We start from the raw sequence: 23,790 nt of genomic DNA, 5'->3' as shown, positions 1-23,790 counted from the left end.
ATGTCCCTTGGGGCGCTGGAGATAGGTCAGATCACGCCCTGACTGCGCAGCGCCTCGATCTGCCCGGCATCCAGCCCCAGCACCTCGCCCAGCACCCGCTCGGTATGCTCACCCAGCAGCGGCGGCGCCTGACGGTACTCGACGGGGCTGGCCGACAGGCGTAGCGGGCTGGCTACCTGGGGCGTACTGCCCGCCAGGGGATGCGCCAGGTCGAGCCGCAGGCCTCGGGCAATCACCTGGGGATCGGCGAAGACCTGGTGCAGATCGTTCACCGGGCCGCACGGCACGCCCGCGGCCTCGAGCACCGTCACCCACTCGGCCGTGGTGCGAAACACCGTGGCCTGGCGGATCAGCGGAATCAGTTCGGCCCGGTGGGCGACACGCTGGCCGTTGCTGGCAAAGCGCGGGTCCGCGCCCCACTCGGGATGGCCGGCCACTTCGCAGAATTTGCGGAACTGGCTGTCGTTGCCGACGGTAAGGATTAGGTCGCCATCGGCCGTCGGGAAGGCCTGGTAGGGCACGATATTCGGATGGGCATTGCCCAGGCGCTTCGGCGAAACGCCGGTGGTGAGGTAATTCATCGCCTGATTGGCCAGGCACGCCACCTGCACGTCGAGCAGCGCCATGTCGATGTGCTGGCCCTCCCCGGTCTTCTCCCGATGCGCCAACGCGGCGAGCACGGCGACCGTGGCGTACAGCCCGGTGAGGATATCGGTCAGCGCGACGCCGACCTTGACCGGGCCGCCGCCCTCGCCGCCATCGGGCTGGCCGGTCAGGCTCATCAGGCCGCCCAGGCCCTGGATCATGAAGTCGTAACCGGCCCGCTTGGCATAGGGGCCGCTCTGGCCGAAGCCGGTGATGGAGCAATAGATCAGCCGCGGATTGATCGCCTTGAGGCTGGTGTAGTCCAGCCCGTAGGCCGCCAGCCCGCCGACCTTGAAGTTCTCGATAAGGATGTCCGACTTGGCCGCCAGCTCGCGCACCAGGCGCTGGCCTTCGGCCTGGGTGAAGTCCAGGGTCAGCGACTGCTTGTTGCGGTTGGCCGCAAGGAAATAGGCCGCCTCGCTGGTATCGCGCCCCTCGCCATCACGCAGGTAGGGCGGCCCCCAATGGCGGGTGTCATCACCGACCCTGGGGCGCTCGACCTTGATGACCTCGGCGCCGAGATCGGCCAGGTTCTGCCCACACCAGGGGCCGGCGAGCACGCGGGACAGGTCGAGCACACGCAGATGAGACAGGGCACCGGACATCGCAGAGGCCTCGTACGGAGATGACGCAGGCGCTCCCACGCCAGGCGCGGGAACGATCCACAACCTGGAACGGCTTAGAAGAAGGCCTGGATGCCCGTCTGCGCCCGCCCCAGAATCAGCGCGTGCACATCGTGAGTACCTTCATAGGTGTTGACCACCTCGAGGTTGACCAGGTGACGGGCCACACCAAACTCGTCGCTGATGCCGTTGCCACCCAGCATGTCGCGGGCCATCCGGGCGATATCCAGCGCCTTGCCGCAGCTGTTGCGCTTCATGATCGAGGTGATCTCCACCGCTGCGGTGCCGTCGTCCTTCATGCGCCCCAGGCGCAGGCAGCCCTGCAGGGCCAGGGTGATTTCGGTCTGCATGTCGGCCAGCTTTTTCTGGATCAGCTGGTTGGCAGCCAATGGGCGGCCGAACTGCTGACGGTCCAGGGTGTACTGGCGCGCCGTGTGCCAGCAGGCTTCGGCAGCGCCCAGCGCGCCCCAGCTGATGCCGTAGCGAGCCGAGTTCAGGCAGGTGAACGGGCCGCGCAGGCCACGTACGTCCGGAAAGGCGTTCTCTTCGGGGCAGAACACGTTGTCCATGACGATCTCGCCGGTGATCGACGCGCGCAGGCCGACCTTGCCATGAATGGCCGGCGCCGAGAGGCCTTCCCAGCCCTTCTCCAGCACGAAGCCACGGATCTCGCCGGCGTCATCCTTGGCCCAGACCACGAAGACATCGGCGATGGGCGAATTGGTGATCCACATCTTGCTGCCGCTCAGACGGTAGCCGCCGTCGACCTTCCTGGCGCGGGAGATCATCGAGCCGGGGTCGGAGCCGTAGTTGGGCTCTGTGAGGCCGAAGCAGCCGATGTATTCGCCGGTAGCCAGCTTGGGCAGGTATTTCTGCTTGGTGGCTTCGTTGCCGAATTCATTGATCGGTACCATCACCAGTGACGACTGCACGCTCATCATCGAGCGGTAGCCGGAATCGATGCGCTCCACTTCGCGGGCGATCAGCCCGTAGCACACGTAGTTGAGGCCGCTGCCGCCGTAGGCTTCGGGAATGGTCGCACCGAGCAGACCGGTTTCGCCCATCTCGCGGAAGATCGCCGGGTCGGTCTTCTCATGACGGAAGGCTTCGAGCACCCGCGGTGCCAGCTTGTCGGCGGCGAACTGCTCGGCGCTGTCGCGCACCATGCGCTCTTCTTCGCTGAGCTGCTGGTCGAGCAGCAGCGGGTCGATCCAGTTGAAGCTTGCCTTGGCGGCCATCACGAAATCCTCGGGCAGTAACCTAGTGGGCTCAGCCTAAGAGCCTAGTCGGCTGGCCGCAAACGACTATTGCGCACGTCACTGTGCAAAAAGCTCACTCCGAGATAGCCTGAGGACCCCGTATAACTATTCACAAGTGAGGCGTTTGCATAGATGCGGCGCAAGATTCCCAGCACGGCGGCGCTGGTCGCCTTCGAGGCCTCGGCCCGCCACCAGAGTTTTACCCGCGCCGCCGACGAACTGGCGCTGACCCAGGGCGCGGTGTGCCGGCAGATCGCCGGCCTGGAGGCCTTTCTCGGCGTGGAGCTGTTTCGCCGCTCGCGCCGTGGCGTACTGCTTACCGAAGCAGGCACCGCCTACGCCGCCAAGGTCGCGGCGCAACTCGACGCGGTGGAGCGCGACACCCTGGCACTGATGGGTACCCAGGGCGCCATGGGCCTGGAGCTGGCCGTGGTACCCACCTTCGCGACGCAGTGGCTGCTGCCGCGCCTGAAGGACTTCCAGCGCCTGCACCCGGAAGTCACCGTGCACCTGACCAATCGCACCCGCCCGTTCCTGTTCGCCGACACCGGTTTCGACGCGGCGATCTACTTTGGCGACGGCGACTGGTCGGGTACCGAAGCGCATTTCCTGATGCACGAGCACCTGATGCCGGTGTGCAGCCCGGCGTTGCTCGGCGGCCAGCCGGCCAGTGCCGAACGCATCGCCGAATGGCCGTTGCTGCAGCAGAGCACCCGCCCCTATGCCTGGCGCCAGTGGTTCGCGGCCCAGGGCCTGAACGTCAGCCGCGACATGACCGGGCCACGCCTGGAGCTGTTCTCGATGCTCGCCCAGGCGGCCCGCCATGAAATGGGCGTGGCATTGATCCCGCCGTTTCTGATCCAGCGGGAACTGGCCGATGGCAGCCTGGTGGTCGCCCTCGACCGCCCGGTACCCGATGGCGGCCGCGCCTATTACCTGACGGTACCGGAGCGCAAGGTCGAGTCGGCGGCGTTGCAGGCCTTTCGGGATTGGTTGCTGGGAGAGGCGAAGCAGTATCGGGTAATAAGCTGATTGGTCTCACAGGCTGCAGGACCGCGTAGCGGTCTATGAGACAAGCTATGTTCGTGATTTTTCGCGCGCATGGCGCGCTCCCACATGGGCGCGCAGGGCCTGATCGGCGGAAGCCTAAAATTTGGACAAATGCAGTATCCTGCGCATCGATCTAGATGACTGCCAGAACTGCCTTGTCCCTAATCGCCTCCAGCAAGACCCTCGTGTTCCGGATCATCGCGTTGATGCAGCGCCATCCGGGCGTGATCGCCATTTTCGGGTTTCTCTCCGGTGTCGCCAGTTTTGTGCTGGTCGACCGCCAGGCCGGGCTGGCCAAGGTGCTGGCCCTGGTCCTGCTGGTCAGTTGGCTGTGGCTGATTCTGGAAAACGTGCTGCGCGAACGCATCGCCGCGCGTTTCGGGTTCGAGTTGCCGCGACCGCTGCTGCGCTACGCCACGCAGATGATTCACCAGGAAAGCCTGTTCTTCGTTCTGCCGTTCTTCTTCATCACCACCACCTGGAACAGCAGCCAGGCCCTGTTCAGCGGGCTGCTGGCCGCGGCGGCACTGGTGTCGATCACCGACCCGCTGTACTACAAGTGGCTGGCACCCAGGCGCTGGATCTTTCTCGCCTACCACACCCTGGCTCTGTTCGCGGTGATGCTCACGGCGCTGCCGATCATCTTCAAGCTCAACACCACCCAGAGCTATCAGTATTCGCTCGCCGCCGCGGTGGTGCTGTCATTTCCGAGCCTGTTCAGCATCATCACCGTGCGCAAATGGTGGCGCGGCCTGCTGCTGGTCGGCCTGACCCTGGCCATCGGCGCCTTCGGCTGGGTGACCCGTACCTGGGTGCCGCCGGCCACGCTGTGGCTGACCGAGGTGGCGATCACCACCGAGTTCGACAACCAGAACCGCTCGCCCGGCGAAGGCATCGACCAGCTGACCGCCAGCCAGCTGCGCAGCACCGGCCTCTATGCCTACACGGCGATCAACGCCCCACGCGGCCTGGACGAGCGCATCTACCATGTCTGGGAACATAACGGCGAGGAGCTGGAGCGCATCGCCCTGGATATCCACGGCGGCCGCGAGAAAGGCTACCGCGCCTGGACGCACAAGAAGAACTTCCCCCAGGACGTGGAGGGTGACTGGCAGATTCAGGTAGTGACCGACGCCGGGCAGATGATCGGCGTACTGCGTTTCGAGGTCACGGCCGATGGCGGTGCGCCGGCCAGCCCGTCAACGCCTCGGGAGGCGCCAGCACCGGCGTCTGTCGAACCAGCGGCTACGCCGGAGGCCGAGCCTGAGGCGCCCGACGAGTCCACGCCCGAACCTGCCGAGCCAGCGCCCCAGCCGGCGGAGCAACCCTCAAGCGCGGCGGATGGCGAACCGGCCGCTCAACCAAAGAACCAGTAGCATACGGCGATGGCCGCGATCACCCCGGCCAGCTCGGCCAGCAAGGCGCAGCCCACCGCATGCCGGGCGCGCTGGATGCCGACCGCACCGAAGTACACGGCCAGCACGTAGAAGGTGGTTTCCGTACTGCCCTGAATGATCGCCGCCGCCAGGGCCGGGAAGCTGTCCACCCCCTGGCTCTGCATGGTTTCGATCAGCATGGCCCGCGCGGCGCTGCCGGAGAAGGGCTTGACCATCGCCGTGGGCAGCGCATCGACGAAGCGGGTATCCCAGCCGCCCCAGGCGACGACCCAGCGGATGCCGTCCAGTGCCAGCTCCAGCGCTCCGGAGGCGCGCAGCACACCGATGGCACAGAGCATCGCCACCAGGTAGGGCAACAGGCTCTTGGCCACGTCGAAGCCTTCCTTGGCGCCCTCGATGAACTGCTCGTAGACCTGCACCTTGCGCAACGCGCCTATGACCACGAAGGCGACGATCACCCCGAACAGGGTCAGGTTGCCAAGCAGCGAGGACAGCGCCGCCAGGGCCGTGGCCGACATGCCGGCCAGCATGGCCATGAAGCTGCCCAGCAACAGCGCACCGGGAATCATGTAGGCCAGCACCACCGGGTCCCACAGGCGCAGGCGCTGCATGATGGCCACGGAGAACAGACCGACCAGGGTCGACACGCTGGTGGCCAGCAGGATGGGCAGGAACACCAGGGTCGGATCGGGCGCGCCCTGCTGGGCGCGGTACATGAAGATGGTGACCGGCAGCAGGGTCAGCGACGAGGCATTAAGCACCAGAAACAGGATCTGCGCGTTGCTCGCCGTGGTACTGCTGGGGTTGAGATCCTGCAGGGCGCGCATCGCCTTGAGACCGATGGGCGTGGCAGCGTTGTCCAGGCCCAGGCCATTGGCGGCGAAGTTCATGGTGATCAGGCCGAGGGCCGGATGGCCACGCGGCACTTCAGGCATCAGACGGGCGAACAGCGGGCCGAGCACCCGCGCCAGGGCATCGACCAAGCCGGCCTTTTCGGCGATACGCAGCAGCCCGAGCCACAGGGTCAGGGTGCCGAACAGGAGCACCATCACCTCGACCGAAAGCTTGGCCATGGCGAACAGGCTTTCCACCATCGCGCCGAATACCGCTGGGTCGTCCGCCAGCAACCAACGGCTGAGCCCCGCTACCGCCGCCACCACGAAAAAGCTCAGCCACAGGCCGTTGAGCATAGGTCACCCCCCTTGAACGTAGCGGCTGATGATAGCGCGCCTCGGCTCGAGAAGAAGCAGGCAACGGCATGCGGATTGGGGACTACAGAGGGAGCAACGGCGCCAGAAGGCGCCGTTATCAGCATCAGTACCAGTCGGGATCTTTCTTCAACTGTTCCTGTAGCAGTTGCTTGACGCCGTCATCCGGCTCACCGAGCCAGCGCAGGTCAGCATGCTTACTGGGCGCCTTGTCCTTCGGCAGACCTTCGGGTACCTGGACCCAGAGGGCGTAAGCATCGTCCTTGTCCGGCGTGAAGGCGACATAGAGGCGTTGATTGAAACAGTTCGAGGTTTCGCACAATTGCCCGACCAGGTATTGGTCACCGTCTTCTTCCAGGGTTTTCATCGGTGTGGCGACGCCACTGAGGTTGATCACCCATTCGGGCAGACGCTCCTCGTCCTGAATCAGATCCTGCCAGGCTTCACGATAGTCCGGGTTGCTCCCGAGCAGCTCGTTGAGGCGGAACGCACCGTCCGTATTGGCGGCCAAGGCCGCCGCACTGCCACCCAGCATGAGGGCGGCAGCGAGCGTCTTGAATCGATTCATCGTCATGCCTCGCCTAGCCCCGTGGGCGACGACCCATGATGAAGGAAACGATGAACATGACCAGGAACACCACGAAAAGGATTTTCGCGATACCTGTGGCAGTGCCCGCGATACCACCGAAACCCAGTACAGCGGCAACAATGGCGATGATCAGAAAGGTAATGGCCCAACTCAGCATGGCGTTTCTCCTTGGTTTTTTGAGGTCTTACGGGTGTAACACTGGAAAATCGGTAAGGGCGTTTCAGAACACCCAACGGGTTTGCTTGGCAGGCGCTTCGACAGAATCGGCGCGCACCCAGTCGCTGTCGCTGTGCGCCGCTGGCGTGCTGATGGTCTGCAAGGTAGCCGGCACGGCATGAACCGCGGCTGGGCGCGCATCGGTCGGCACTTCGATCGAAACCGGCATGACCGCCTGGCTCGACACCTGCGGCGCCAGCACCTTCTGCACGGGCGCCTTGGTCGCCACGCTTACCAGCAGGACCATCACGGCGGCGACGGCCAGAATCAGGATCTCGGTGTGGGCGCGGTGAAGGTTCATGCTGGGCTCCTCAAGATCGTTGTCGAACGGCTTGGCGTTCAGTTCATGAGGAGATAATTGCAGCCTGCGTGCCAGCTTTCTGAAAAAATAAAATCCTTTTAAATCAATAACTTATAATATGTAAAAGAAATGCCATCATTGGCATCCTGCACGATGACCGCCTGCGGCTCGGGCGTTCTGCACGACGCCGCAGACAGCGCTGTCAGGCGTTCTTGAGTTCGCGCATACGTTGGTGACAGGCCCGTACCTTGGGCATTTCCACGGCAAGTAGCGCGCGAACGTCGGGCTGCGCGGTTTCCATGGCGTCTTCGAAGGCCTCGAGGATGCGGTCTTCGGCCTCTTCCAGTTGCGCGACGTAAGCCGCCTCCTCGTCACTCGAGAGCGTGGCACGGGCATCGGCATAAGCCTGACGCAGCTTGCCCACCAGGGTTGCGCTGCTGGTGGGCTCTTCATGGTTGGCCGCAACCTTGACCGCAAGCGCCTGGATCACCTGATGCTTGGCCTGGGCCATGTCGCGGAACAGGGCCTGCAGCCGTTGGTCCTTGATCTCGTCATGGGCGTGCTCGTAGAAGCGCTGGCCGTCGCGGATGATGGCGATCAGTTCGTTCAGTTGCTCGGTCTTGTAGCTCATGGCAGGTCTCCTGAAGAGGTTGGCAGCGCCAGCGACGCTGCCGGAAGCGGCAGGCCGGACGGCCTGCCTGGCTGTAACGGAATTAGCTGGCGATCCGCAGGGCGTCGGCATCGACGCCACGCACGCCACGGATACTGCGTGCGGTCTCCACCGCCAGGCGCTTCTCGGCATTGCTGAGCACCGTGCCGCTGAGACTGACGAAGCCCTCGCGGGTATCGACCTTGATGTTCAGGGCGTCGAGGTTGCGGCTATAGAGGAAGCTGGCCTTCACCTTGTTGGTGATCCAGGTATCACTGATCGAGGCCGCTGCATCGTTGGCGGCGTTCTGCGCTTCGGCGGTGGCGCTGTCGGCCGTGTTGATGCTCAGGTGGTTGTGTACCTCGCGCACGCCTTCGGTGTTGGTGACCAGCTCCCCGGCCAGCTCCTTGGCGGCTGGCGTACCGGCATTGCCACCGAGGCTGACCACGCCATTTTCCGCGCGCACCTGGATGTCGAGCCCTTCGGTGTTGCTGTTCCACAGCAGCTTGGACTTCACCGTCGCGGCCAGGGTCGCATCGTCGAAGCGTTGGGCCAGGGTCTTTTCGGTGACGATCCGGGCCTGTTCTTCGAGCACCGGCGGGGCCAGGTCGGGATCGATCTGCAACTGGTTGTCGACCTCGCGAACACCTTCGATGCTGCCTGCCAGCTCACTGGCCAGTTCCTGCTCGGCGGTGTTCTCCACGACTCCCGTCAAGGTGGCGATGCCATCCTCCACGGCCACCTCGATATCGAACGGGTCGAGATGCCGATTAAGCGCGAATGCGGTGTCGATGGCCCCCTGCTGGCGGGCATCGCTCAATTGCCGCGAGAGATCGCCTTCGGCTGCCTGCACCAGCGGAGCCAGGGTGATCAGACCGGTAACGGCCATGGCCAACGTGGTTTGTCTCAACAGCATGTAACGCCTCCTTCTTTGCCAAAAAAGCCGCTCGCAAGCGGACCGAGGAAAGTCGCAAGGGCTATGCCAGCCACCTGTAAAAATAAAAACCAACTAAAATCAGCTGGTTAAATCCAATGCCTGGCTAATGACCGCTTGCACGATGCAAGATCGCGTCATACTAGCCGTGCAACTTGCACGAAGATTTCCAGATAATCTCTGCCATTCACCCCATGGAGCACGTAAATGGAAGCAACAGGTCAGAGCGGACGCATCCTATTGGTCGACGACGAAGCGGCTATCCTGCGTACCTTCCGCTATTGCCTGGAGGACGAGGGCTACCAGGTCACTACCGCCAACAGCGCCGCGCAAACCGAATCGCTGCTGCAGCGCCAGGTATTCGACATGTGCTTTCTCGATTTGCGCCTGGGGGATGAAAATGGCCTGGACGTGCTCGCCCAGATGCGTATCCAGGCGCCCTGGATGCGGGTGGTGATCGTCACCGCACACTCGGCCATCGACAGTGCGGTGGACGCCATGCAGGCCGGCGCCGCCGATTACCTGGTCAAACCGTGCAGCCCCGATCAGTTGCGCCTGGCCGCGGCCAAGCAACTGGAAGTGCGCCAGCTGTCCGCACGCCTCGAAGCGCTGGAAGGCGAAGTGCGCAAGCCCAGCGATGGCATCGACTCGCACAGCCCGGCGATGATGGCGATTCTGGAGACCGCCCGGCAGGTGGCCGCCACCGACGCCAATATCCTCATCCTTGGCGAGTCGGGCACCGGCAAGGGCGAGTTGGCGCGCGCCATCCACGGCTGGAGCCGCCGCGCCAAGAAGTCCTGCGTAACCATCAACTGCCCGTCGCTGACCGCCGAGCTGATGGAAAGCGAGCTGTTCGGCCACAGCCGCGGCGCGTTCACCGGCGCCAGCGAAAGCACCCTGGGCCGCGTCAACCAGGCCGACGGCGGCACCCTGTTCCTCGACGAGATCGGCGACTTCCCGCTGACCCTGCAGCCCAAGCTGCTGCGCTTCATTCAGGACAAGGAATACGAACGGGTCGGTGACCCGGTGACCCGCCACGCCGACGTGCGCATCCTCGCCGCCACCAACCGTGACCTCAACGAGATGGTCAAGGAAGGTCACTTCCGCGAGGACCTGCTGTACCGCCTCAATGTCATCACCCTGACCCTGCCGCCGCTGCGCGAACGAGCCGACGACATCCTGACCCTCGCCGACCGCTTTCTGGCCCGCTTCGTCAAGGACTATGCCCGCCCGGCGCGGGGCTTCAGCGAAGACGCCGTCAAGGCGTTGCTCGCCTACCAGTGGCCCGGCAACATCCGCGAGCTGCGTAACGTGATCGAGCGCGCCAGCATCATCTGCCCGGGCGAGTGGGTGGAAGTCGCCCACCTGGGCATGAGCGCGCCAGCCGCCAACAGCGCGCCACGGGTGGGTGCCGACCTGAGCCTCGAGGAGCTGGAAAAAGCCCATATCGCCGCCGTGCTGGCCAACAGCGACACCCTGGACCAGGCGGCCAAGACCCTGGGCATCGATGCCTCGACCCTGTATCGCAAACGCAAGCAGCTCGGCCTATGAAGCTGCGCAGCAAGCTGTTTCTCAGCACCAGTGCGCTGCTTACCGTGGCCTTGCTGGGGCTGAGCCTGGGCATCTTCAGCGTGCTGCAGCTGACCCAGTCGCAGAGTCGCTCGCTGGCCCACAACCTGGAGGTCATCAGCACCAGCCTGGATCTGCGCCAGGAGCTGGGCCGGCAGTTGTTCCTGATGCTCAGCGAAGACTTCGACGAGCGCACCGTGCAGAGCCTGCAGGACTCCGACCAGCGCATCCGCCGCTGGCTCGATGACAGCCTGAAAGGCAGCATGACCGAGAGTGACCGCCGGGCGATCGTGGAGATCCAGACGGCCTACCAGAAGTTCAGCACCCTGCTCGAAGACCCGATGACGGTCCGTCACGAGTTGCTCACCAACGACGACTTCGCCAAGACCATCGAAACCGTCCGTGACCGCCTCAACTCCCTGCAGGTTCACTACGTGTCCACCGTCAAGGAGGCGGAGGCGCAGTCCCACGAACGTGCCTGGCTGATCGCCGGGCTGCTGGGCCTGGTCGGTCTGGCGGTGCTGGTGATCGGCTTCATCACCGCGCACACCATTGCCCGCCGGGTCGGCCAGCCGATCGACGCCCTGGCCCGGGCCGCCGACCAGATCGGCCGTGGCGACTTCCAGGTCACTCTGCCGATCACCCCGGTTGCCGAACTGTCGGCGCTGAGCCGCCGCTTCGGCCTGATGGCCGAGAGCCTGCGCCAGCTCAAGAGCAGCAACGTCGAAGCACTGATGTCCGAGCAACGGCGCCTGCAGGCGGTGCTCGACAGCATCGACGACGGCCTGCTGATCTTCGGCCGTGACGGCCTGCTCGAGCATTTCAACCCGGTGGCCCAGCGCCAGCTGGGCTGGGACGATCAGCCGCTCGGCCAGCGTCCCAGCCAGGCCCTGGGCCGCCCCGAGCTGGACGAGCAACTGCAGCACGTACTGCAGGGGCACAACCTGGAGCAGCGCCTGGCGGACTTGCAGGTCGAGGCCAATGGCGAGACGCGCCTGCTCAACTACAGCCTGACGCCGGTGAGCCACAGCCAGGGGCATATCCTGGGCGCGGTGATGGTGCTGCATGACGTGACCGAGCAGCGCGCCTTCGAGCGGGCGCGCAACGAGTTCGTGCTGCGCGCCTCCCATGAACTGCGCACGCCGGTGACCGGCATGCACATGGCCTTTGGTTTACTGCGTGAACGCAGCAAGTTCGCCGAGAAATCCCGCGAGGCCGACCTGGTGCGCATCGTCGAGGAGGAGATGGAACGGCTGGTGCACCTGATCGAGGACCTGCTGAATTTCTCGCGCTACCAGAGCGGCGTGCAGAAACTCGAGCGGGCGCCCTGCGACATCCCGGAGCTGCTCGAGAACGCAGCCAGGCGCCACCGCGGCAAGGCCCAGGCCCGCAAGATCCACATGCAACTGGACGTCGGTGATGCCTTGCCGCGAACCCACCTGGATCGGGCGCAGATCGAGCGGGTGCTCGATCACCTGATCGACAATGCCCTGCGCCACAGCCCGGAAGGTGGCACCCTGCGGCTGTCCGCCCAGCGCCAGGACGAACGCCTGCTGATCAGCGTCGAGGATCAAGGCGAAGGTATCGCCTACGGCCAGCAGGCCCGCCTGTTCGAGCCGTTCGTGCAGATCGGCCACAAGAAAGGCGGCGCCGGCCTCGGCCTGGCGCTGTGCAAGGAAATCGTCCAGCTGCACGGCGGGCGCATCGGCGCCGAATCCCAGCCGGGCCAGGGCGCGCGCTTCCACCTCGCCCTGCCCCTGTAGGGTTGTTCACAATCTTTATGCACATGAAGCGGCAACTACAAGGCAGAAGCGGCCGTTCGCCGCTTTGGCTCTTTGATGCTTCTCCTGCATAGCAATAACAGACGACACCAATCGCCCCTTCAGGAGGCCGAGTGGAATCGTTGTGTAGGGGGACGAGCCGCATGGATGCGGCGAGAGGCCTGATGGGCCAGGGATGGCCCTTCCAGGCCGGCCCCCGGAACGACGATGCAACGAGGGAACCCCAGCGCAGCTGGGGCCGGATGTCGGGGCTAGACCTTTTGGTTACTTTTGGGGCAATGCCAAAAGTAACCCGCTCGTCAGAGCGGAACCGAGCACATAGGCAACTCGGTAATGCTGGCGAACCCATCATGGGAATCGGCTTTTCGCGGGCATGGCCCGCTCGCACAAATAGAGGTCTTACGTCCGTTCCCACCGCTTAGCTGCCAAAATCGACGAATCTGGTCTGACAGATCATGAACAGGTTCCAAGAGCCTCACCCCTTGGCCAGGCGATTGACTTCCAGCAGCAGGGCTGCGGTTTCGGCATCTGGCTGCCCGTCGTACAGCGCCTGGCGGTACTTCATCTGGAAGGCGCGAATCACGTTGCGGGTAGCTTCATCCAGCACGCCAGTGCTCGGCACCTCATAGCCCTGTTCCGCCAACTGCTGCTGGAACCAGGCCACGCTCGGCAGGCTGCTGCTGAACACCGCCTGCTGGCGAGCCACCACCTCGGCGTTCGGCCAGGGCATCAGCCCTGCATCGGCCAGTTGCTTCCAGGGAAACAGCGGGCCCGGATCGACCTTGCGCTGCGGCGCGATATCGCTGTGGCCGATGATGCTGCCGGGTGGCAGCTGATGGCGCTGCATGATGTCCTTGAGCAGCACGATCAGTGCGTCGATCTGCGCCTGGGCGTAGGGCTGCCAGTAACGGCCCTTGGGCGTGTCGAAGTAGCCCTGGTTGATCAGCTCGATGCCGATGGTCGTACCGTTGAGCCAGGTGCGCCCCTGCCATTCGCTGACCCCGGCATGCCAGGCCCGGCGGTTCTCGTCGACCAACTGGTAGATGGTCGGCGGCACGGCGTTGATCAGGTAGTGGGCGCTGACTTCTTCCTTGGTCAGCAACTCGAGCGAATGCGGCAGATCGGTCGAGGTGTAGTGCAACACGATGTACTGCACGCGGCTGCTCTGCCCGCTGGCGGTGTAGCTGTGGTCGATGCGCGGGCCGCTGCTGCAGCCGGCGAGCAGGAGGACGAACAAGGCAAGGCTGAGAACTTTCATGGCTGGATATGCAATACGCTCTGAATGTTGTCCAGCAGCATGTCGACGCTGAGCATGATCAACAGCATGCCCATCAGTCGCTCCACTGCGGTCAGCCCGCGAGGGCCGAGGAACCGCTGCAGGAAAGACGCCTGCAACAGGATGAATGCGGTCGCGGCCCAGGCCATGATCAGTGCCAGGTAAAGCTCCCAGAGCGCGCCCTCGTGGGTATTGCGCAAGGTCATCAGTACCGCCAGGGCCGAGGGGCCGGCAACCGCCGGGGTGGCCAGCGGCACCAGCATCGGCTCGCCGTCCGGCACGTCGCCCAGTACGCCCTGGGGACTGGGGAAGATCAAGCGCATGGCGATGACGAACAGGATGATACCGCCGGCAATCGCCGTTGCCTCCCGCGACAGGCCCAGTGCGCTGAGCACTTTGTCACCAAAGGTAAGGAACAGCAGCAGCAACGCCAGGGCGAACAGCAGTTCGCGCGCGGCCACCCACAGGCGGCGCTCCGGCGCCACGTTCTTCAAGGCGGCGATAAAGATGGCGATGTTGCCGAACGGGTCGGTGACCAGAAACAGCAACACGGCGATGCTGAAGATATCCATTGCAAGGGGCTCCTGAAAACAGCCGCGTAGTCTAGTGGCTGCAGCCTTTCGCGTCAGTCAGCAATGCGCCCTCGCCCCGTCCTTGAAAGCCATCGGTCACCGCCGGACGGCGCTGAACTTGTCATACCTCTGCACGATCTACAGGCAGTCCACCATGAGGGAACATGCCATGCGCGCGCTGCTCTGGTTCAAACAGGATCTTCGCCTCGATGATCACCCCGCCCTGCAGGCCGCACTCGCGTCCAATTGTCTGCTGCCGCTCTATGTGCTCGACCCGGCATTGCTGCAATTCGACCAATTCGGCAGCCGGCGCATCGGCGTGCATCGCGCACGCTTCCTGCTGGAAAGTCTGACCGCCCTCGATAGCGCGCTGCGCCAGCGTGGCTCCAAGCTGCTGGTGGCCACCGGCAAGCCGGAAGAGGTGATCACCCAACTGGTCGGTCAGTTCGACATCCGGCAGGTGCTGACCCTCGATGAAATCGCTCCGCAGGAACGTGCGGTTCTCGCCCGCGTGCGTGACAGCCTGGGCAGCGTGCCGCTGCGCACCGCCCAGGGCAATGGCCTGTTCAGCGAAGCGGAGCTGCCCTGCCCGCTCGATCAGTTGCCCCAGGTCTACAGCCAGTTCCGCGCACTGATCGACGCGCGCCAGTACGTGTTCCAGCCGCAAGCGGCCCCCGACCAGCTACCCCCATTGCCGGAAGGCCTGGACACCCACGCCTACGCCCTGCCCACCCAGTCGCAACTGGGCCTGGGCGATGCCCTGAGCGTGGTGCCCAGTGCCTTCCCCTTCTCCGGTGGCGAAACCGCCGCCCTGGCGCGCCTGCGCGATTACCTGTGGGACAGCCAGAACGTGCGTACCTACAAGGACACCCGCAATGGCATGATCGGCAGCGAGTACTCCTCCAAGTTCTCGCCCTGGCTGGCTAATGGCTCGCTGTCGCCACGCCGCACCGCGGCCGAGTTGCGGCGCCATGAGTCGCTGTACGGCGCCAACGAATCGACCTATTGGCTGTGGCTGGAGCTGCTGTGGCGTGAGTTCTTCCGCTGCACCCTGCAGCGTTATGGCCAGGCGCTGTTCGAGGCCGGGGGGCTGAAGGCCACCGAGCGGGCGCCGCAGCAGATCGACGAGCGTTTCGAGCACTGGACCCAGGGCCGTACCGGCATGCCGCTGGTGGATGCCAACATGCGCGAGCTGATCGCCACCGGCTATATGTCCAACCGCGGCCGTCAGGTGGTGGCCAGCTACCTGGTCAGCGATCTGCAGCAGGACTGGCGCCACGGCGCGGCCTGGTTCGAGGAGCACCTGATCGACTACGACCCGGCGAGCAACTGGGGCAACTGGGCGTACCTGGCCGGGGTCGGTAGCGACCCACGCCTCAAACGCACCTTCAATGCCCTCAAGCAGGCGCGCCAGTACGATCCCAAGGGCGAATACGTGAGCTTGTGGCTACCGGAACTGCGCCAGCTGCCGAAGCACCAGCGCCACACGCCGTTCCTGCTGCAGGCACAGCAGCTCGACGCCATCAACTATCCACGGCTGGAGCGAATCCCGGATGCCTGGCAACGCCACCTCAACGAAGTGGCCTGAGCGAGAGCCGAGCGTGCCCGATGGCCGCTCGGCGGTTGGCTGGCGGCCTGATCAGGCGCCCGGCGAGAAGTGTTTCTGGGCGGTACCACGGGCAATCAGGCGGGACAGGTAGTCCATCTTCTGCGGGTCGCGGTCGACGAAGCGAAACACCACCTGCAGCCATTCGCTGTCCGGCTTGGGCTCGAAGGCGGCAACGCTGTGCAGGTAGCCATTGAGCCGCGCCACCTCCGAGGCTTCGCCCTGCTCGAGGTCGAGCACCGCACTCTCCAGCACCTGCGGCAACAACTCGCCACGCTTGACCACCAGCAGCGCCTCCTTGAGGCTCAGCGCCTTGACCACGCAGGCCATCATGCCGCCCGGCAGACGCAATTGCCCCTGGCCGCGCCCGGCCGGCACTGCGGCAGCCTTGGCAGGCGCAGCTGCAGGACTCGGCGCAAAGGCTGCCGCCGGCGTGGGCGCAGCAGGCCGCACCACCTCGCTCTTGCCACCCGTCAGCGCGGCCAGCGAGTCGTTGGCAAAGGCACCGGTGCTGAGCATCTTCGGCGGTGCGGCCGACATCAGCGCGGCCAGCTTGCCGGCGCGCTGCAGGGCTTTCTTGACCTTGGTGATCAGTTGCTCGTTGGAAAACGGCTTGCCGATGAAATCGGAGACGCCGGCCTGGATGGCCTGCACCACGTTTTCCTTGTCGCCGCGGCTGGTGACCATGATGAAGGGCACGCCTTTCAGCGATTCCTGCTCGCGGCACCATTGCAGCAGCTCGAGGCCGGACATTTCCGGCATTTCCCAGTCACAGAGAATCAGATCGATCGGATTGCGGCCGAGAATCTGCTGGGCCTTGCGCCCGTTGACCGCTTCCTCGATCTGGATACCGGGCAGGTTGTCACGCAGCCCCTTCTTCACCAGATCGCGGATAAAGGTGGCGTCGTCCACCACCAGTACACTGACTTTGCTCATCGACCACTCCCTCGAATGGCCATTAGCATAGACGTGTGCACTGGCTCATTGCCAACACTAAAGCACATCCCTGGGCGAGCGCACACAGCCAGCGCAATCGCTGCGCAGGGATGCACCCGCCGGGCCGCCCTTCACTGCTTGGCGCCGCCCTGCACTTCTTCCTGCATGCGGGTCAGGCCGATGTGTTTGACGTCGGTACCGCGCACCAGGTAGATCACCAGTTCGGCGATGTTGCGCGCGTGGTCGCCGATCCGCTCCAGGGAGCGCAGCGCCCAGATCACGTTGAGCACGCGGGAGATCGAGCGCGGGTCTTCCATCATGTAGGTGACCAGCTCGCGCAGGGCGGTCTTGTACTCGCGGTCGACGGTCTTGTCGTACTGGGCGACCGACAGCGCCAGGTCGGCGTCGAACCGGGCGAAGGCGTCCAGGGCTTCCTGGACCATCCTGCGCACCTGGTCGCCAATGTGGCGAACCTCGACGTAACCGCGTGGCGACTCACCTTCTTCGGTGAGCAGAATGGCGCGCTTGGCGATCTTGGTGGCTTCGTCACCGATGCGCTCCAGGTCGATCACCGACTTGGAGATGCTGATGATCAAGCGCAGGTCCGAGGCGGCCGGCTGGCGACGGGCGAGAATGCGCACGCATTCTTCGTCGATGTTGCGCTCCATCTGGTTGATCTGGTCATCAATCTCGCGCACCTGCTGGGCCAGGCCGGAGTCGGCTTCGATCAGCGAGGTGACCGCGTCGTTGACCTGCTTCTCGACCAGGCCGCCCATGGCCAGAAGGTGGCTGCGTACTTCCTCCAGTTCGGCGTTGAACTGCTGGGAAATGTGGTGGGTCAGGCTGTCTTTGTTGATCATCGGGTTCGCTCCGCGAAAGCTGCATGCCTCAAGCCATAAGCTTCAAGCCAGTGAGTCATCATACTAGGCTGCCGTTAGGGTGCCGCTTGAGCATTGCGGCTGCCGTTAGCCGTAGCGGCCGGTGATGTAGTCTTCGGTCTGCTTCTTGGCCGGGTTGGTGAACAGCGCGTCGGTGTCACCGAACTCGATCAGTTTGCCCATGTACATGAACGCCGTGTAATCGGACACCCGCGCGGCCTGCTGCATATTGTGGGTGACGATGACGATGGTGTACTTGGATTTCAATTCGTAGATCAGCTCTTCGACCTTCAGCGTGGAGATCGGGTCGAGGGCCGAGCACGGTTCGTCGAGCAGCAGCACTTCGGGCTGCACCGCCACGGTACGGGCGATCACCAGACGCTGTTGCTGACCGCCGGACAGCCCGAGGGCCGAGTCATGCAGACGGTCCTTCACTTCGTCCCACAGGGCGGCGCTCTTCAGGCCCCATTCGACGGCCTCGTCGAGGACGCGCTTCTGGTTGATGCCCTGGATGCGCAGGCCGTACACCACGTTCTCGTAGATGCTCTTGGGGAACGGGTTGGGTTTCTGGAACACCATGCCGACGCGGCGACGCAGCTCGGCGACGTCCTCGCCCTTGCGGTAGATGTTGCGGCCGTCGATGTTGATCTCGCCTTCCACGCGGCAACCGTCGACCAGGTCGTTCATCCGGTTGAAGGTGCGCAGCAGGGTCGACTTGCCGCAACCGCTTGGTCCGATGAAGGCGGTCACGCGCTGCTTGGGAATGTTCATCTTGACGTCGTACAGCGCCTGCTTGTCGCCATAGAACAGGTTCAGGCCCGGCACTTCGATGGCCGTGGTTTCCTTGGTCAGGTCCAGGCTCTGCTTGTCTCGGCCCAGTGCCGCGAGATCGATGCCGTGGGTAGCGGTTTCGTGTTGCATAGTGCTCACTCCGTTCGCAGCGGCAAGCTGCAAGCTACAAGCTGCAAGCCCGTTCGCCACGCTTCTGCAGGAAGCTTGCGGCTCGAGGCTTGCGGCTCGGATTTAATGATCCAGGGCCTTGTATTTCTCGCGCAGGCGGTTGCGCAGGTAGATGGCCGTCAGGTTGAGAATCGCGATGACCAGGACCAGCAGCAACGCTGTAGCGTAGACCAGCGGGCGCGCCGCTTCGACGTTGGGACTCTGGAAGCCGACGTCGAAAATATGGAAGCCCAGGTGCATGATCTTCTGGTCGAGGTGCAGATAAGGGTAGTTGCCATCCACCGGCAGGCTCGGCGCCAGCTTGACCACGCCCACCAGCATCAGCGGCGCGACTTCACCGGCGGCCCGGGCCACGGCGAGGATCAGGCCGGTCATCATCGCCGGGCTGGCCATCGGCAACACCACGCGCCACAAGGTTTCCACCTTGGTCGCGCCCAGGGCCAGGGAGCCCTCACGCAAAGCCCGTGGGATACGCGACAGACCTTCCTCGGTGGCGACGATCACCACCGGCACCGCGAGCAGCGCCAGGGTCAGCGAGGCCCACAGCAGGCCGGGGGTGCCGAAGGTCGGCGCCGGCGCGGCTTCCGGGAAGAACAGGCGGTCGATCGAGCCACCCAGTACATAGACGAAGAAGCCCAGGCCGAATACGCCGTAGACGATCGCCGGCACACCGGCCAGGTTGTTCACCGCGATGCGGATCACCCGGGTCAACGGACCCTGCTTGGCGTATTCACGCAGGTAGATGGCGGCAACCACCCCGAACGGCGTGACGATCACCGCCATGATCAGGGTCATCATGATGGTGCCGAAGATCGCCGGGAAGATCCCGCCCTCGGTGTTCGCCTCGCGCGGGTCGTCGCTGACGAACTCCCACAGCTTGCTGCCGTAGAAGCCGAGCTTGTCCAGCGTGGTCATGGCGTTGGGGCGATAGGCCCGCACAACCTTGCCGAGGCTGATTTCCTGCTCGCGACCTTCGGCCGAGCGCACGGTCACGCTGTCGCGGTTGAACTGCTGGTGGCGGGCGTTGAGTTCCTGCTCCAGCACCTTGTATTCGGCATCCCAGCGGGCGCGCTCGGCGGCCAGATCGGCTTGCGCGGCCTCGGTCAGGTTACCGTCGAGTTCCAGCCGGCGGGTCTGCAGGCGGACCCGCTCGAGACCGGCGTTGATGCGGCCGATGTCGCGCTTCTCCAGCTTGACGATTTCGCCGTGCAGCTTTTCGACACGCTCCAGACGCTTCTGCAGCTCCGGCCAGGCGGCCTCGCCTTCGGCGACCAGGCGACCCTCTTCCTTGACGTTGACCACATAGCCGTAGAAGTTGCCCCACTCGCGCCGCTCGAAGGCGGTCATGTCCCTGGGCTTGCGCAGATCGGTCAGCCATTCGCCGACCACCCAGGAGAAGTCCGCGCCATAGAAGTCACGGTTACCCACCTTGAGCAGTTCACGGGTCATGAACTCGCCACCGTCGACGTTCACCGGCAGGCCGGCGGAGGCCAGCCGGGCGCGTGGAATCTCTTCCTTCTGCACCACTTCACCGGCCATCACCGTGGCGGCCTGGCCGGGTATCAGGTAGTTGCCCTCGACGATATCGGCCGGCCAGAAATGCGCCAGGCCGCGTACGGCGATCACCGCCAGCAGGCCAATGACCATGACGATGGCGATGGATACCGCACCGGCATTCATCCAGATCCACGGCGAGCCGCTCTTGAACCAGGATTTGAGGTTGTTCTGTTTCACGGACATGGTCTTGCAGTCCTCAGAGCGATGCGTATTTGACGCGCAGGCGCTGACGCACCAGCTCGGCCAGGGTGTTCATGACGAAGGTGAAGGTCAGCAGCACCAGCGCGGAGAGGAACAGCACGCGATAGTGGGTACCGCCGACCTCCGACTCGGGCATTTCCACTGCCACGTTGGCCGCCAGGGTGCGCAGGCCCTGGAAGATGTTCATGTCCATGATCGGCGTGTTGCCGGTGGCCATCAGTACGATCATGGTCTCGCCGACAGCACGGCCCATGCCGATCATCAGTGCCGAGAAGATGCCCGGGCTGGCGGTCAGGATCACCACGCGGGTGAGGGTCTGCCAGGGGGTGGCCCCCAGCGCCAGGGACCCGAAGGTCAGGCTCTTGGGCACGCTGAACACCGCGTCCTCGGCGATCGAGTAGATGTTCGGGATCACCGCGAAGCCCATGGCCAGGCCGACCACCAGGGCGTTGCGCTGGTCGAAGGGAATGCCCAGGTCATTGGTCAGCCAGGCGCGCATGTTGCCGTCGAACAGCCAGTTTTCCAGGTGCCCGCTCATGCTCAGGGAGAACGAGCCGACCAGCAGGATCACCGGAATCAGCAGGGCGGCTTCCCAGCCATCCGGCACGCGCAGGCGAATGGACTCCGGCAGGCGGCTCCAGAGGAAGCCCGCCAGCAGGATGCCGATCGGGGTGAAGATCAGCAGGCTGAATATCCCGGGCAGGTGTCCCTCGACATAGGGCGCCAGGAACAGGCCGGCGAAGAAGCCGAGGATCACCGTCGGCAACGCTTCCATCAGCTCGATGACCGGCTTGACCTTGCCGCGCATGGCCGGGGCCATGAAGTAGGCGGTATAGATCGCCGCGGCGATGGCCAGTGGCGCGGCCAGCAACATGGCGTAGAACGCGGCTTTCAGGGTACCGAAGGCCAGCGGTGCCAGGCTCAGCTTGGGCTCGGCATCGGTACTGGCGGAGGTCGACTGCCAGACGTACTCGGGCTTTTCGTAGTTCTCGTACCAGACCTTACCCCACAGCGAGCTCCAGGAAATCTCCGGGTGGGGGTTGTCGATCAGGATACGCTCGATCTTGCCATTGGCTTCTACCAGCGCACGGTTGGCGCGGGGCGACAGCGCGGCGATGCTGTGGCCTTCGGCCACCGGCTCGACCAGCAGGGTACGGTGCGCGGTACTGTGGAAGATCCCCAGGTTGCCCTTCTCGTCCAGGGCGATGAAGCCCTTGCGACGCTCCTCGGAGAGGATCTGGCTGACCGGGCTGCCGGCCATCTTGAACTCGCGCACCTGCTTGAGCGCGGAATTGCCGTCTTGGTCGCGCACCATGAACCACTGGCCGATACCGCCGGTACTGTCGCCGATGAGCAGCGAGATGCCGCCCAGCAGCGAGGTGGCGTGGGTCACTTCGCGAACGCCGTCGTTGAGCAGCTTGTAGCGGCCATTGAGGGCCTTGGCGCGCAGGTCGAATACGTCGGCGGTGGCGCGGCCGTTGATCACGAACAGCCAGTGCTGGCGTGGCTCGATGATCAGTTCCTTGATCGGCTCGGCGATCTGCGGCAGCGCCAGGCGCTCCTCGCTGACCTCGACCTCGCCGGTCATCATGTTTTCATCGCGGCTCAGGCTCAGCACCTGCAGCTCGCTGCCCACCGAGCCGGCGATCAGCAGCGTGCCGCTGTTGACGCTGATGCCCATGTGCTCCAGCGGGCGGCCCTGCGGGTCGATGGTCAGCGGCGTTTCGCCAAACGGATAGACGATGGACGGCGTGATGGTCTTCACGTCGTTCGGATAGGTGATGCGATAGGTGTGTTCGAACACCAGCGCCTGGCCGTTGGACAGGCCGAGGGCGACACGGTGGCTGCCCGGCTGATCCTCACCGACGGAAACCACTTCGCTGCCGGCCGGCAGGGGCAGGTCGACCGTGGTCAGGGCGGCCATGCTCTTGGCATCGAAGAACTGGATCTTGCCGTTGCTGGCCAGGCGCATGCCGACCTGGTTCTGCTCCTCCAGCGTCATCAGCAGCGGCTTGCCGGCATCGGCCAGCCAGGCTGGCTGTATGGCATCACGCTTCTCGAGATCGGCGCCCTGGAACATCGGCAGCACGACATAGGCGAGATAGAAGAAGATCAGGGTGATGGCGCCGAGCACGGCCAGCCCGCCAATGGATACGCACCAGCGGGCCAGGCGATCCTTGAAGGCGCGCATGCGCCGCTTGCGCTTCAGGGCCGGCGTGTTGAAGTCCAGCCCGAGGGAATTGGGGGAGGCGGTCATGGGTTCACTTGCCAAGTCATTCATAATGGAGAGCGTCTCTGCACGGCCATGAGCGCGCCGTATTTTTCGTCTGTTTCACGAGCCGGACAATCTAGCCGGCTCATGTGACAGAAAAGTTACAGCACGGTGACGTAGCGAAGCCCACCTCTCGAGGAGAGGCGGGCTTCGGTGTCGCTGCTTAGGGCCTGATTACAGACCCAGTTCCTTGCGGGTCTTCTCGACGACCTTGAGCGGCAGCGGAATATAGCCGTCCTTGACCACCACGTCCTGGCCCTGCTTGGACAGGATCAGCTTGAGGAACTCGGCATCCAGCGGGCTCAGCGGCTTGTTGGGCGCCTTGTTCACGTAGATGTAGAAGAAGCGAGCCAGCGGGTATTTGCCCGACAGCGCGTTGGTTTCGTTGGCTTCCTCGACTTCGCCCTTCTTGTTGACCAGGGGAACGGCGCGCACGCTGGCGGTGCGGTAACCGATGCCCGAGTAACCGATGGCGTTGACGGTGCTGGAGATCGACTGCACCACGGAGGCCGAACCCGGCTGCTCGTTGACATTGGACTTGAAGTCGCCTTTGCACAGTGCTTCTTCCTTGAAGTAGCCGTACGTGCCGGATACCGAGTTACGACCGAACAGCTGGATCGGCTTGGCCGCCCACTCACCGCTCAGGCCCAGCTCGCCCCAGGTTTTCACGTCCTTGGCTTCACCGCACAGGCGGGTGCTGGAGAAGATGGCGTCGACCTGCTGCATGGTCAGCTGCTTGATCGGGTTGTCCTTGTGCACGAATACGGCCAGGGCATCGATGGCGACCGGCACGGCAGTCGGCTTGTAACCGAACTTCTGCTCGAAGGCCTGGATTTCGCTGTCCTTCATCGGGCGCGACATCGGGCCGAGGTTGGCGGTGCCTTCGGTCAGCGCAGGTGGCGCGGTGGAGGAACCGGCAGCCTGGATCTGGATGTTCACGTTCGGGTAGGACTGCTTGTAGCTTTCAGCCCACAGGGTCATCAGGTTGGCCAGAGAGTCGGAGCCGACGCTGGACAGGTTGCCCGATACACCCGAGGTCTTCTCGTAGCTCGGCAGAGCCGGATCGACAGCGGCAACCGCGTTGGCAGTGGCGACGCCAGCGGCGACGAATGTCATGGCGGCCATCAAACGCTTCAGTTTCATGCCTTGCTCCTAGCAGAGTGGTAATCATTGAAAGGCTGGCTGCCGTGGTCGTAGCGCCCGATCCGCCGCCTTGTCACGATTGGGTCGTGTTGGTTGGAACGCTGCTCAGTATCGTCAGCCCATGTGACCACTCTATGTAACAAATATGACAGTCGGATGACGGCGCGG

General features: G+C 64.2%; 21 protein-coding genes. 5 read left to right on the top strand and 16 right to left on the bottom strand.

Annotated elements, in window-relative coordinates; all coding sequences use genetic code 11:
• Window positions 1-26: 26 nt before the first annotated feature.
• Both K8U54_RS11020 and K8U54_RS11015 read right to left on the bottom strand, forming a co-directional pair.
• Window positions 27-1,250 carry a CaiB/BaiF CoA transferase family protein gene (locus K8U54_RS11020; protein WP_249910159.1) on the bottom strand — a complete coding sequence of 408 codons (1,224 nt, stop codon included), beginning with the start codon at window positions 1,248-1,250 and terminating at the stop codon, window positions 27-29.
• A 74-nt stretch (window positions 1,251-1,324) separates the two neighbouring features.
• A complete protein-coding gene (locus K8U54_RS11015; RefSeq protein WP_249910158.1) occupies window positions 1,325-2,506 on the bottom strand; it encodes an acyl-CoA dehydrogenase in 1,182 nt (393 codons plus the stop codon).
• A gap of 153 nt (window positions 2,507-2,659) precedes the next feature.
• Between K8U54_RS11015 and K8U54_RS11010 the strand changes: the two genes are divergently transcribed.
• Window positions 2,660-3,559, top strand: coding sequence for a LysR family transcriptional regulator (locus tag K8U54_RS11010; RefSeq protein ID WP_249910157.1), 900 nt, complete (start codon window positions 2,660-2,662; stop codon window positions 3,557-3,559).
• Window positions 3,560-3,783: 224 nt separating this feature from the next.
• Entirely contained in the window at window positions 3,784-4,953 is a 1,170-nt protein-coding gene (locus K8U54_RS11005) for a DUF5924 family protein (protein ID WP_249910433.1), read from the top strand.
• Here K8U54_RS11005 and K8U54_RS11000 read toward each other — a convergent pair.
• The 6 genes from K8U54_RS11000 to K8U54_RS10975 all read right to left on the bottom strand — a co-directional run bounded on the left by K8U54_RS11000 (window position 4,935) and on the right by K8U54_RS10975 (window position 8,853).
• A complete protein-coding gene (locus K8U54_RS11000; protein WP_249910156.1) occupies window positions 4,935-6,164 on the bottom strand; it encodes a nucleoside recognition domain-containing protein in 1,230 nt (409 codons plus the stop codon). The genes K8U54_RS11005 and K8U54_RS11000 overlap by 19 nt on opposite strands.
• Window positions 6,165-6,288: 124 nt before the next feature.
• Complete coding sequence (locus K8U54_RS10995; RefSeq protein WP_249910155.1) at window positions 6,289-6,756, bottom strand: inhibitor of vertebrate lysozyme family protein; 468 nt, start codon at window positions 6,754-6,756, stop codon at window positions 6,289-6,291.
• Between the two features lie 7 nt (window positions 6,757-6,763).
• Complete coding sequence (locus K8U54_RS10990) at window positions 6,764-6,928, bottom strand: DUF1328 domain-containing protein (RefSeq protein ID WP_013789335.1); 165 nt, start codon at window positions 6,926-6,928, stop codon at window positions 6,764-6,766.
• Between the two features lie 63 nt (window positions 6,929-6,991).
• On the bottom strand, window positions 6,992-7,288 hold the full coding sequence (locus K8U54_RS10985; RefSeq protein ID WP_249910154.1) for a hypothetical protein: 297 nt from the start codon (window positions 7,286-7,288) through the stop codon (window positions 6,992-6,994).
• Window positions 7,289-7,490: 202 nt separating this feature from the next.
• Window positions 7,491-7,919 (bottom strand): ferritin-like domain-containing protein, encoded by a 429-nt coding sequence (locus K8U54_RS10980; protein ID WP_249910153.1) that lies wholly within the window; start codon window positions 7,917-7,919, stop codon window positions 7,491-7,493.
• A gap of 82 nt (window positions 7,920-8,001) precedes the next feature.
• Entirely contained in the window at window positions 8,002-8,853 is an 852-nt protein-coding gene (locus tag K8U54_RS10975) for a BON domain-containing protein (RefSeq protein ID WP_249910152.1), read from the bottom strand.
• Window positions 8,854-9,078: 225 nt separating this feature from the next.
• Between K8U54_RS10975 and algB the strand changes: the two genes are divergently transcribed.
• Window positions 9,079-10,422: a sigma-54-dependent response regulator transcription factor AlgB gene (algB, locus tag K8U54_RS10970; protein WP_249910151.1), complete on the top strand. Its 1,344-nt coding sequence runs from the start codon at window positions 9,079-9,081 to the stop codon at window positions 10,420-10,422.
• Window positions 10,419-12,203: a KinB sensor domain-containing domain gene (locus K8U54_RS10965; RefSeq protein WP_249910150.1), complete on the top strand. Its 1,785-nt coding sequence runs from the start codon at window positions 10,419-10,421 to the stop codon at window positions 12,201-12,203. The genes algB and K8U54_RS10965 overlap by 4 nt, the downstream gene beginning before the upstream one ends.
• A 493-nt stretch (window positions 12,204-12,696) precedes the next feature.
• Here K8U54_RS10965 and K8U54_RS10960 read toward each other — a convergent pair whose 3' ends face one another.
• Window positions 12,697-13,479, bottom strand: coding sequence for an N-acetylmuramoyl-L-alanine amidase (locus K8U54_RS10960; protein ID WP_249910149.1), 783 nt, complete (start codon window positions 13,477-13,479; stop codon window positions 12,697-12,699).
• Entirely contained in the window at window positions 13,476-14,069 is a 594-nt protein-coding gene (locus K8U54_RS10955; protein WP_070884702.1) for a MarC family protein, read from the bottom strand. Before K8U54_RS10955 ends, K8U54_RS10960 begins: the two co-directional genes overlap by 4 nt.
• 169 nt (window positions 14,070-14,238) lie before the next feature.
• Here K8U54_RS10955 and K8U54_RS10950 point away from each other — a divergent pair, with 169 nt between their 5' ends.
• Complete coding sequence (locus K8U54_RS10950) at window positions 14,239-15,657, top strand: DASH family cryptochrome (RefSeq protein WP_249910148.1); 1,419 nt, start codon at window positions 14,239-14,241, stop codon at window positions 15,655-15,657.
• Window positions 15,658-15,708: 51 nt separating this feature from the next.
• Here the strand turns inward: K8U54_RS10950 and K8U54_RS10945 are convergent, their stop codons facing one another.
• The 6 genes from K8U54_RS10945 to K8U54_RS10920 all read right to left on the bottom strand — a co-directional run bounded on the left by K8U54_RS10945 (window position 15,709) and on the right by K8U54_RS10920 (window position 23,622).
• Complete coding sequence (locus K8U54_RS10945) at window positions 15,709-16,611, bottom strand: response regulator (protein WP_249910147.1); 903 nt, start codon at window positions 16,609-16,611, stop codon at window positions 15,709-15,711.
• A 131-nt stretch (window positions 16,612-16,742) separates the two neighbouring features.
• Complete coding sequence (phoU, locus tag K8U54_RS10940) at window positions 16,743-17,471, bottom strand: phosphate signaling complex protein PhoU (protein WP_249910146.1); 729 nt, start codon at window positions 17,469-17,471, stop codon at window positions 16,743-16,745.
• Between the two features lie 105 nt (window positions 17,472-17,576).
• Window positions 17,577-18,410 (bottom strand): phosphate ABC transporter ATP-binding protein PstB, encoded by an 834-nt coding sequence (gene pstB / locus K8U54_RS10935; RefSeq protein WP_249910145.1) that lies wholly within the window; start codon window positions 18,408-18,410, stop codon window positions 17,577-17,579.
• Between the two features lie 102 nt (window positions 18,411-18,512).
• Entirely contained in the window at window positions 18,513-20,189 is a 1,677-nt protein-coding gene (pstA, locus tag K8U54_RS10930) for a phosphate ABC transporter permease PstA (RefSeq protein ID WP_249910144.1), read from the bottom strand.
• A gap of 13 nt (window positions 20,190-20,202) precedes the next feature.
• A complete protein-coding gene (locus K8U54_RS10925) occupies window positions 20,203-22,488 on the bottom strand; it encodes an ABC transporter permease subunit (RefSeq protein ID WP_249910143.1) in 2,286 nt (761 codons plus the stop codon).
• A gap of 165 nt (window positions 22,489-22,653) precedes the next feature.
• Window positions 22,654-23,622: a PstS family phosphate ABC transporter substrate-binding protein gene (locus K8U54_RS10920; RefSeq protein WP_249910142.1), complete on the bottom strand. Its 969-nt coding sequence runs from the start codon at window positions 23,620-23,622 to the stop codon at window positions 22,654-22,656.
• Window positions 23,623-23,790 lie beyond the last annotated feature (168 nt).

Source organism: Pseudomonas fulva (assembly GCF_023517795.1).
GTDB classification, from domain to species: domain Bacteria; phylum Pseudomonadota; class Gammaproteobacteria; order Pseudomonadales; family Pseudomonadaceae; genus Aquipseudomonas; species Aquipseudomonas fulva_D.
The sequence above is the reverse complement of the archived record's forward strand: the minus strand, read 5'-3'. Positions and strand labels throughout refer to the sequence as shown.

Coding starts and splice junctions, on each gene's coding strand:
- phoU (WP_249910146.1), bottom strand. CDS start 17,471: ATGATCAACAAAGACAGCCTGACCCACCACATTTCCCAGCAGTTCAAC.
- pstB (WP_249910145.1), bottom strand. CDS start 18,410: ATGCAACACGAAACCGCTACCCACGGCATCGATCTCGCGGCACTGGGC.
- K8U54_RS11010 (WP_249910157.1), top strand. CDS start 2,660: ATGCGGCGCAAGATTCCCAGCACGGCGGCGCTGGTCGCCTTCGAGGCC.
- K8U54_RS10950 (WP_249910148.1), top strand. CDS start 14,239: ATGCGCGCGCTGCTCTGGTTCAAACAGGATCTTCGCCTCGATGATCAC.
- K8U54_RS10985 (WP_249910154.1), bottom strand. CDS start 7,288: ATGAACCTTCACCGCGCCCACACCGAGATCCTGATTCTGGCCGTCGCC.
- K8U54_RS11000 (WP_249910156.1), bottom strand. CDS start 6,164: ATGCTCAACGGCCTGTGGCTGAGCTTTTTCGTGGTGGCGGCGGTAGCG.
- K8U54_RS11005 (WP_249910433.1), top strand. CDS start 3,784: ATGCAGCGCCATCCGGGCGTGATCGCCATTTTCGGGTTTCTCTCCGGT.
- K8U54_RS10945 (WP_249910147.1), bottom strand. CDS start 16,611: ATGAGCAAAGTCAGTGTACTGGTGGTGGACGACGCCACCTTTATCCGC.
- K8U54_RS10925 (WP_249910143.1), bottom strand. CDS start 22,488: ATGAATGACTTGGCAAGTGAACCCATGACCGCCTCCCCCAATTCCCTC.
- K8U54_RS11020 (WP_249910159.1), bottom strand. CDS start 1,250: ATGTCCGGTGCCCTGTCTCATCTGCGTGTGCTCGACCTGTCCCGCGTG.
- K8U54_RS10920 (WP_249910142.1), bottom strand. CDS start 23,622: ATGAAACTGAAGCGTTTGATGGCCGCCATGACATTCGTCGCCGCTGGC.
- K8U54_RS10975 (WP_249910152.1), bottom strand. CDS start 8,853: ATGCTGTTGAGACAAACCACGTTGGCCATGGCCGTTACCGGTCTGATC.
- K8U54_RS10980 (WP_249910153.1), bottom strand. CDS start 7,919: ATGAGCTACAAGACCGAGCAACTGAACGAACTGATCGCCATCATCCGC.
- K8U54_RS11015 (WP_249910158.1), bottom strand. CDS start 2,506: ATGGCCGCCAAGGCAAGCTTCAACTGGATCGACCCGCTGCTGCTCGAC.
- K8U54_RS10955 (WP_070884702.1), bottom strand. CDS start 14,069: ATGGATATCTTCAGCATCGCCGTGTTGCTGTTTCTGGTCACCGACCCG.
- algB (WP_249910151.1), top strand. CDS start 9,079: ATGGAAGCAACAGGTCAGAGCGGACGCATCCTATTGGTCGACGACGAA.
- K8U54_RS10965 (WP_249910150.1), top strand. CDS start 10,419: ATGAAGCTGCGCAGCAAGCTGTTTCTCAGCACCAGTGCGCTGCTTACC.
- K8U54_RS10995 (WP_249910155.1), bottom strand. CDS start 6,756: ATGACGATGAATCGATTCAAGACGCTCGCTGCCGCCCTCATGCTGGGT.
- pstA (WP_249910144.1), bottom strand. CDS start 20,189: ATGTCCGTGAAACAGAACAACCTCAAATCCTGGTTCAAGAGCGGCTCG.
- K8U54_RS10960 (WP_249910149.1), bottom strand. CDS start 13,479: ATGAAAGTTCTCAGCCTTGCCTTGTTCGTCCTCCTGCTCGCCGGCTGC.
- K8U54_RS10990 (WP_013789335.1), bottom strand. CDS start 6,928: ATGCTGAGTTGGGCCATTACCTTTCTGATCATCGCCATTGTTGCCGCT.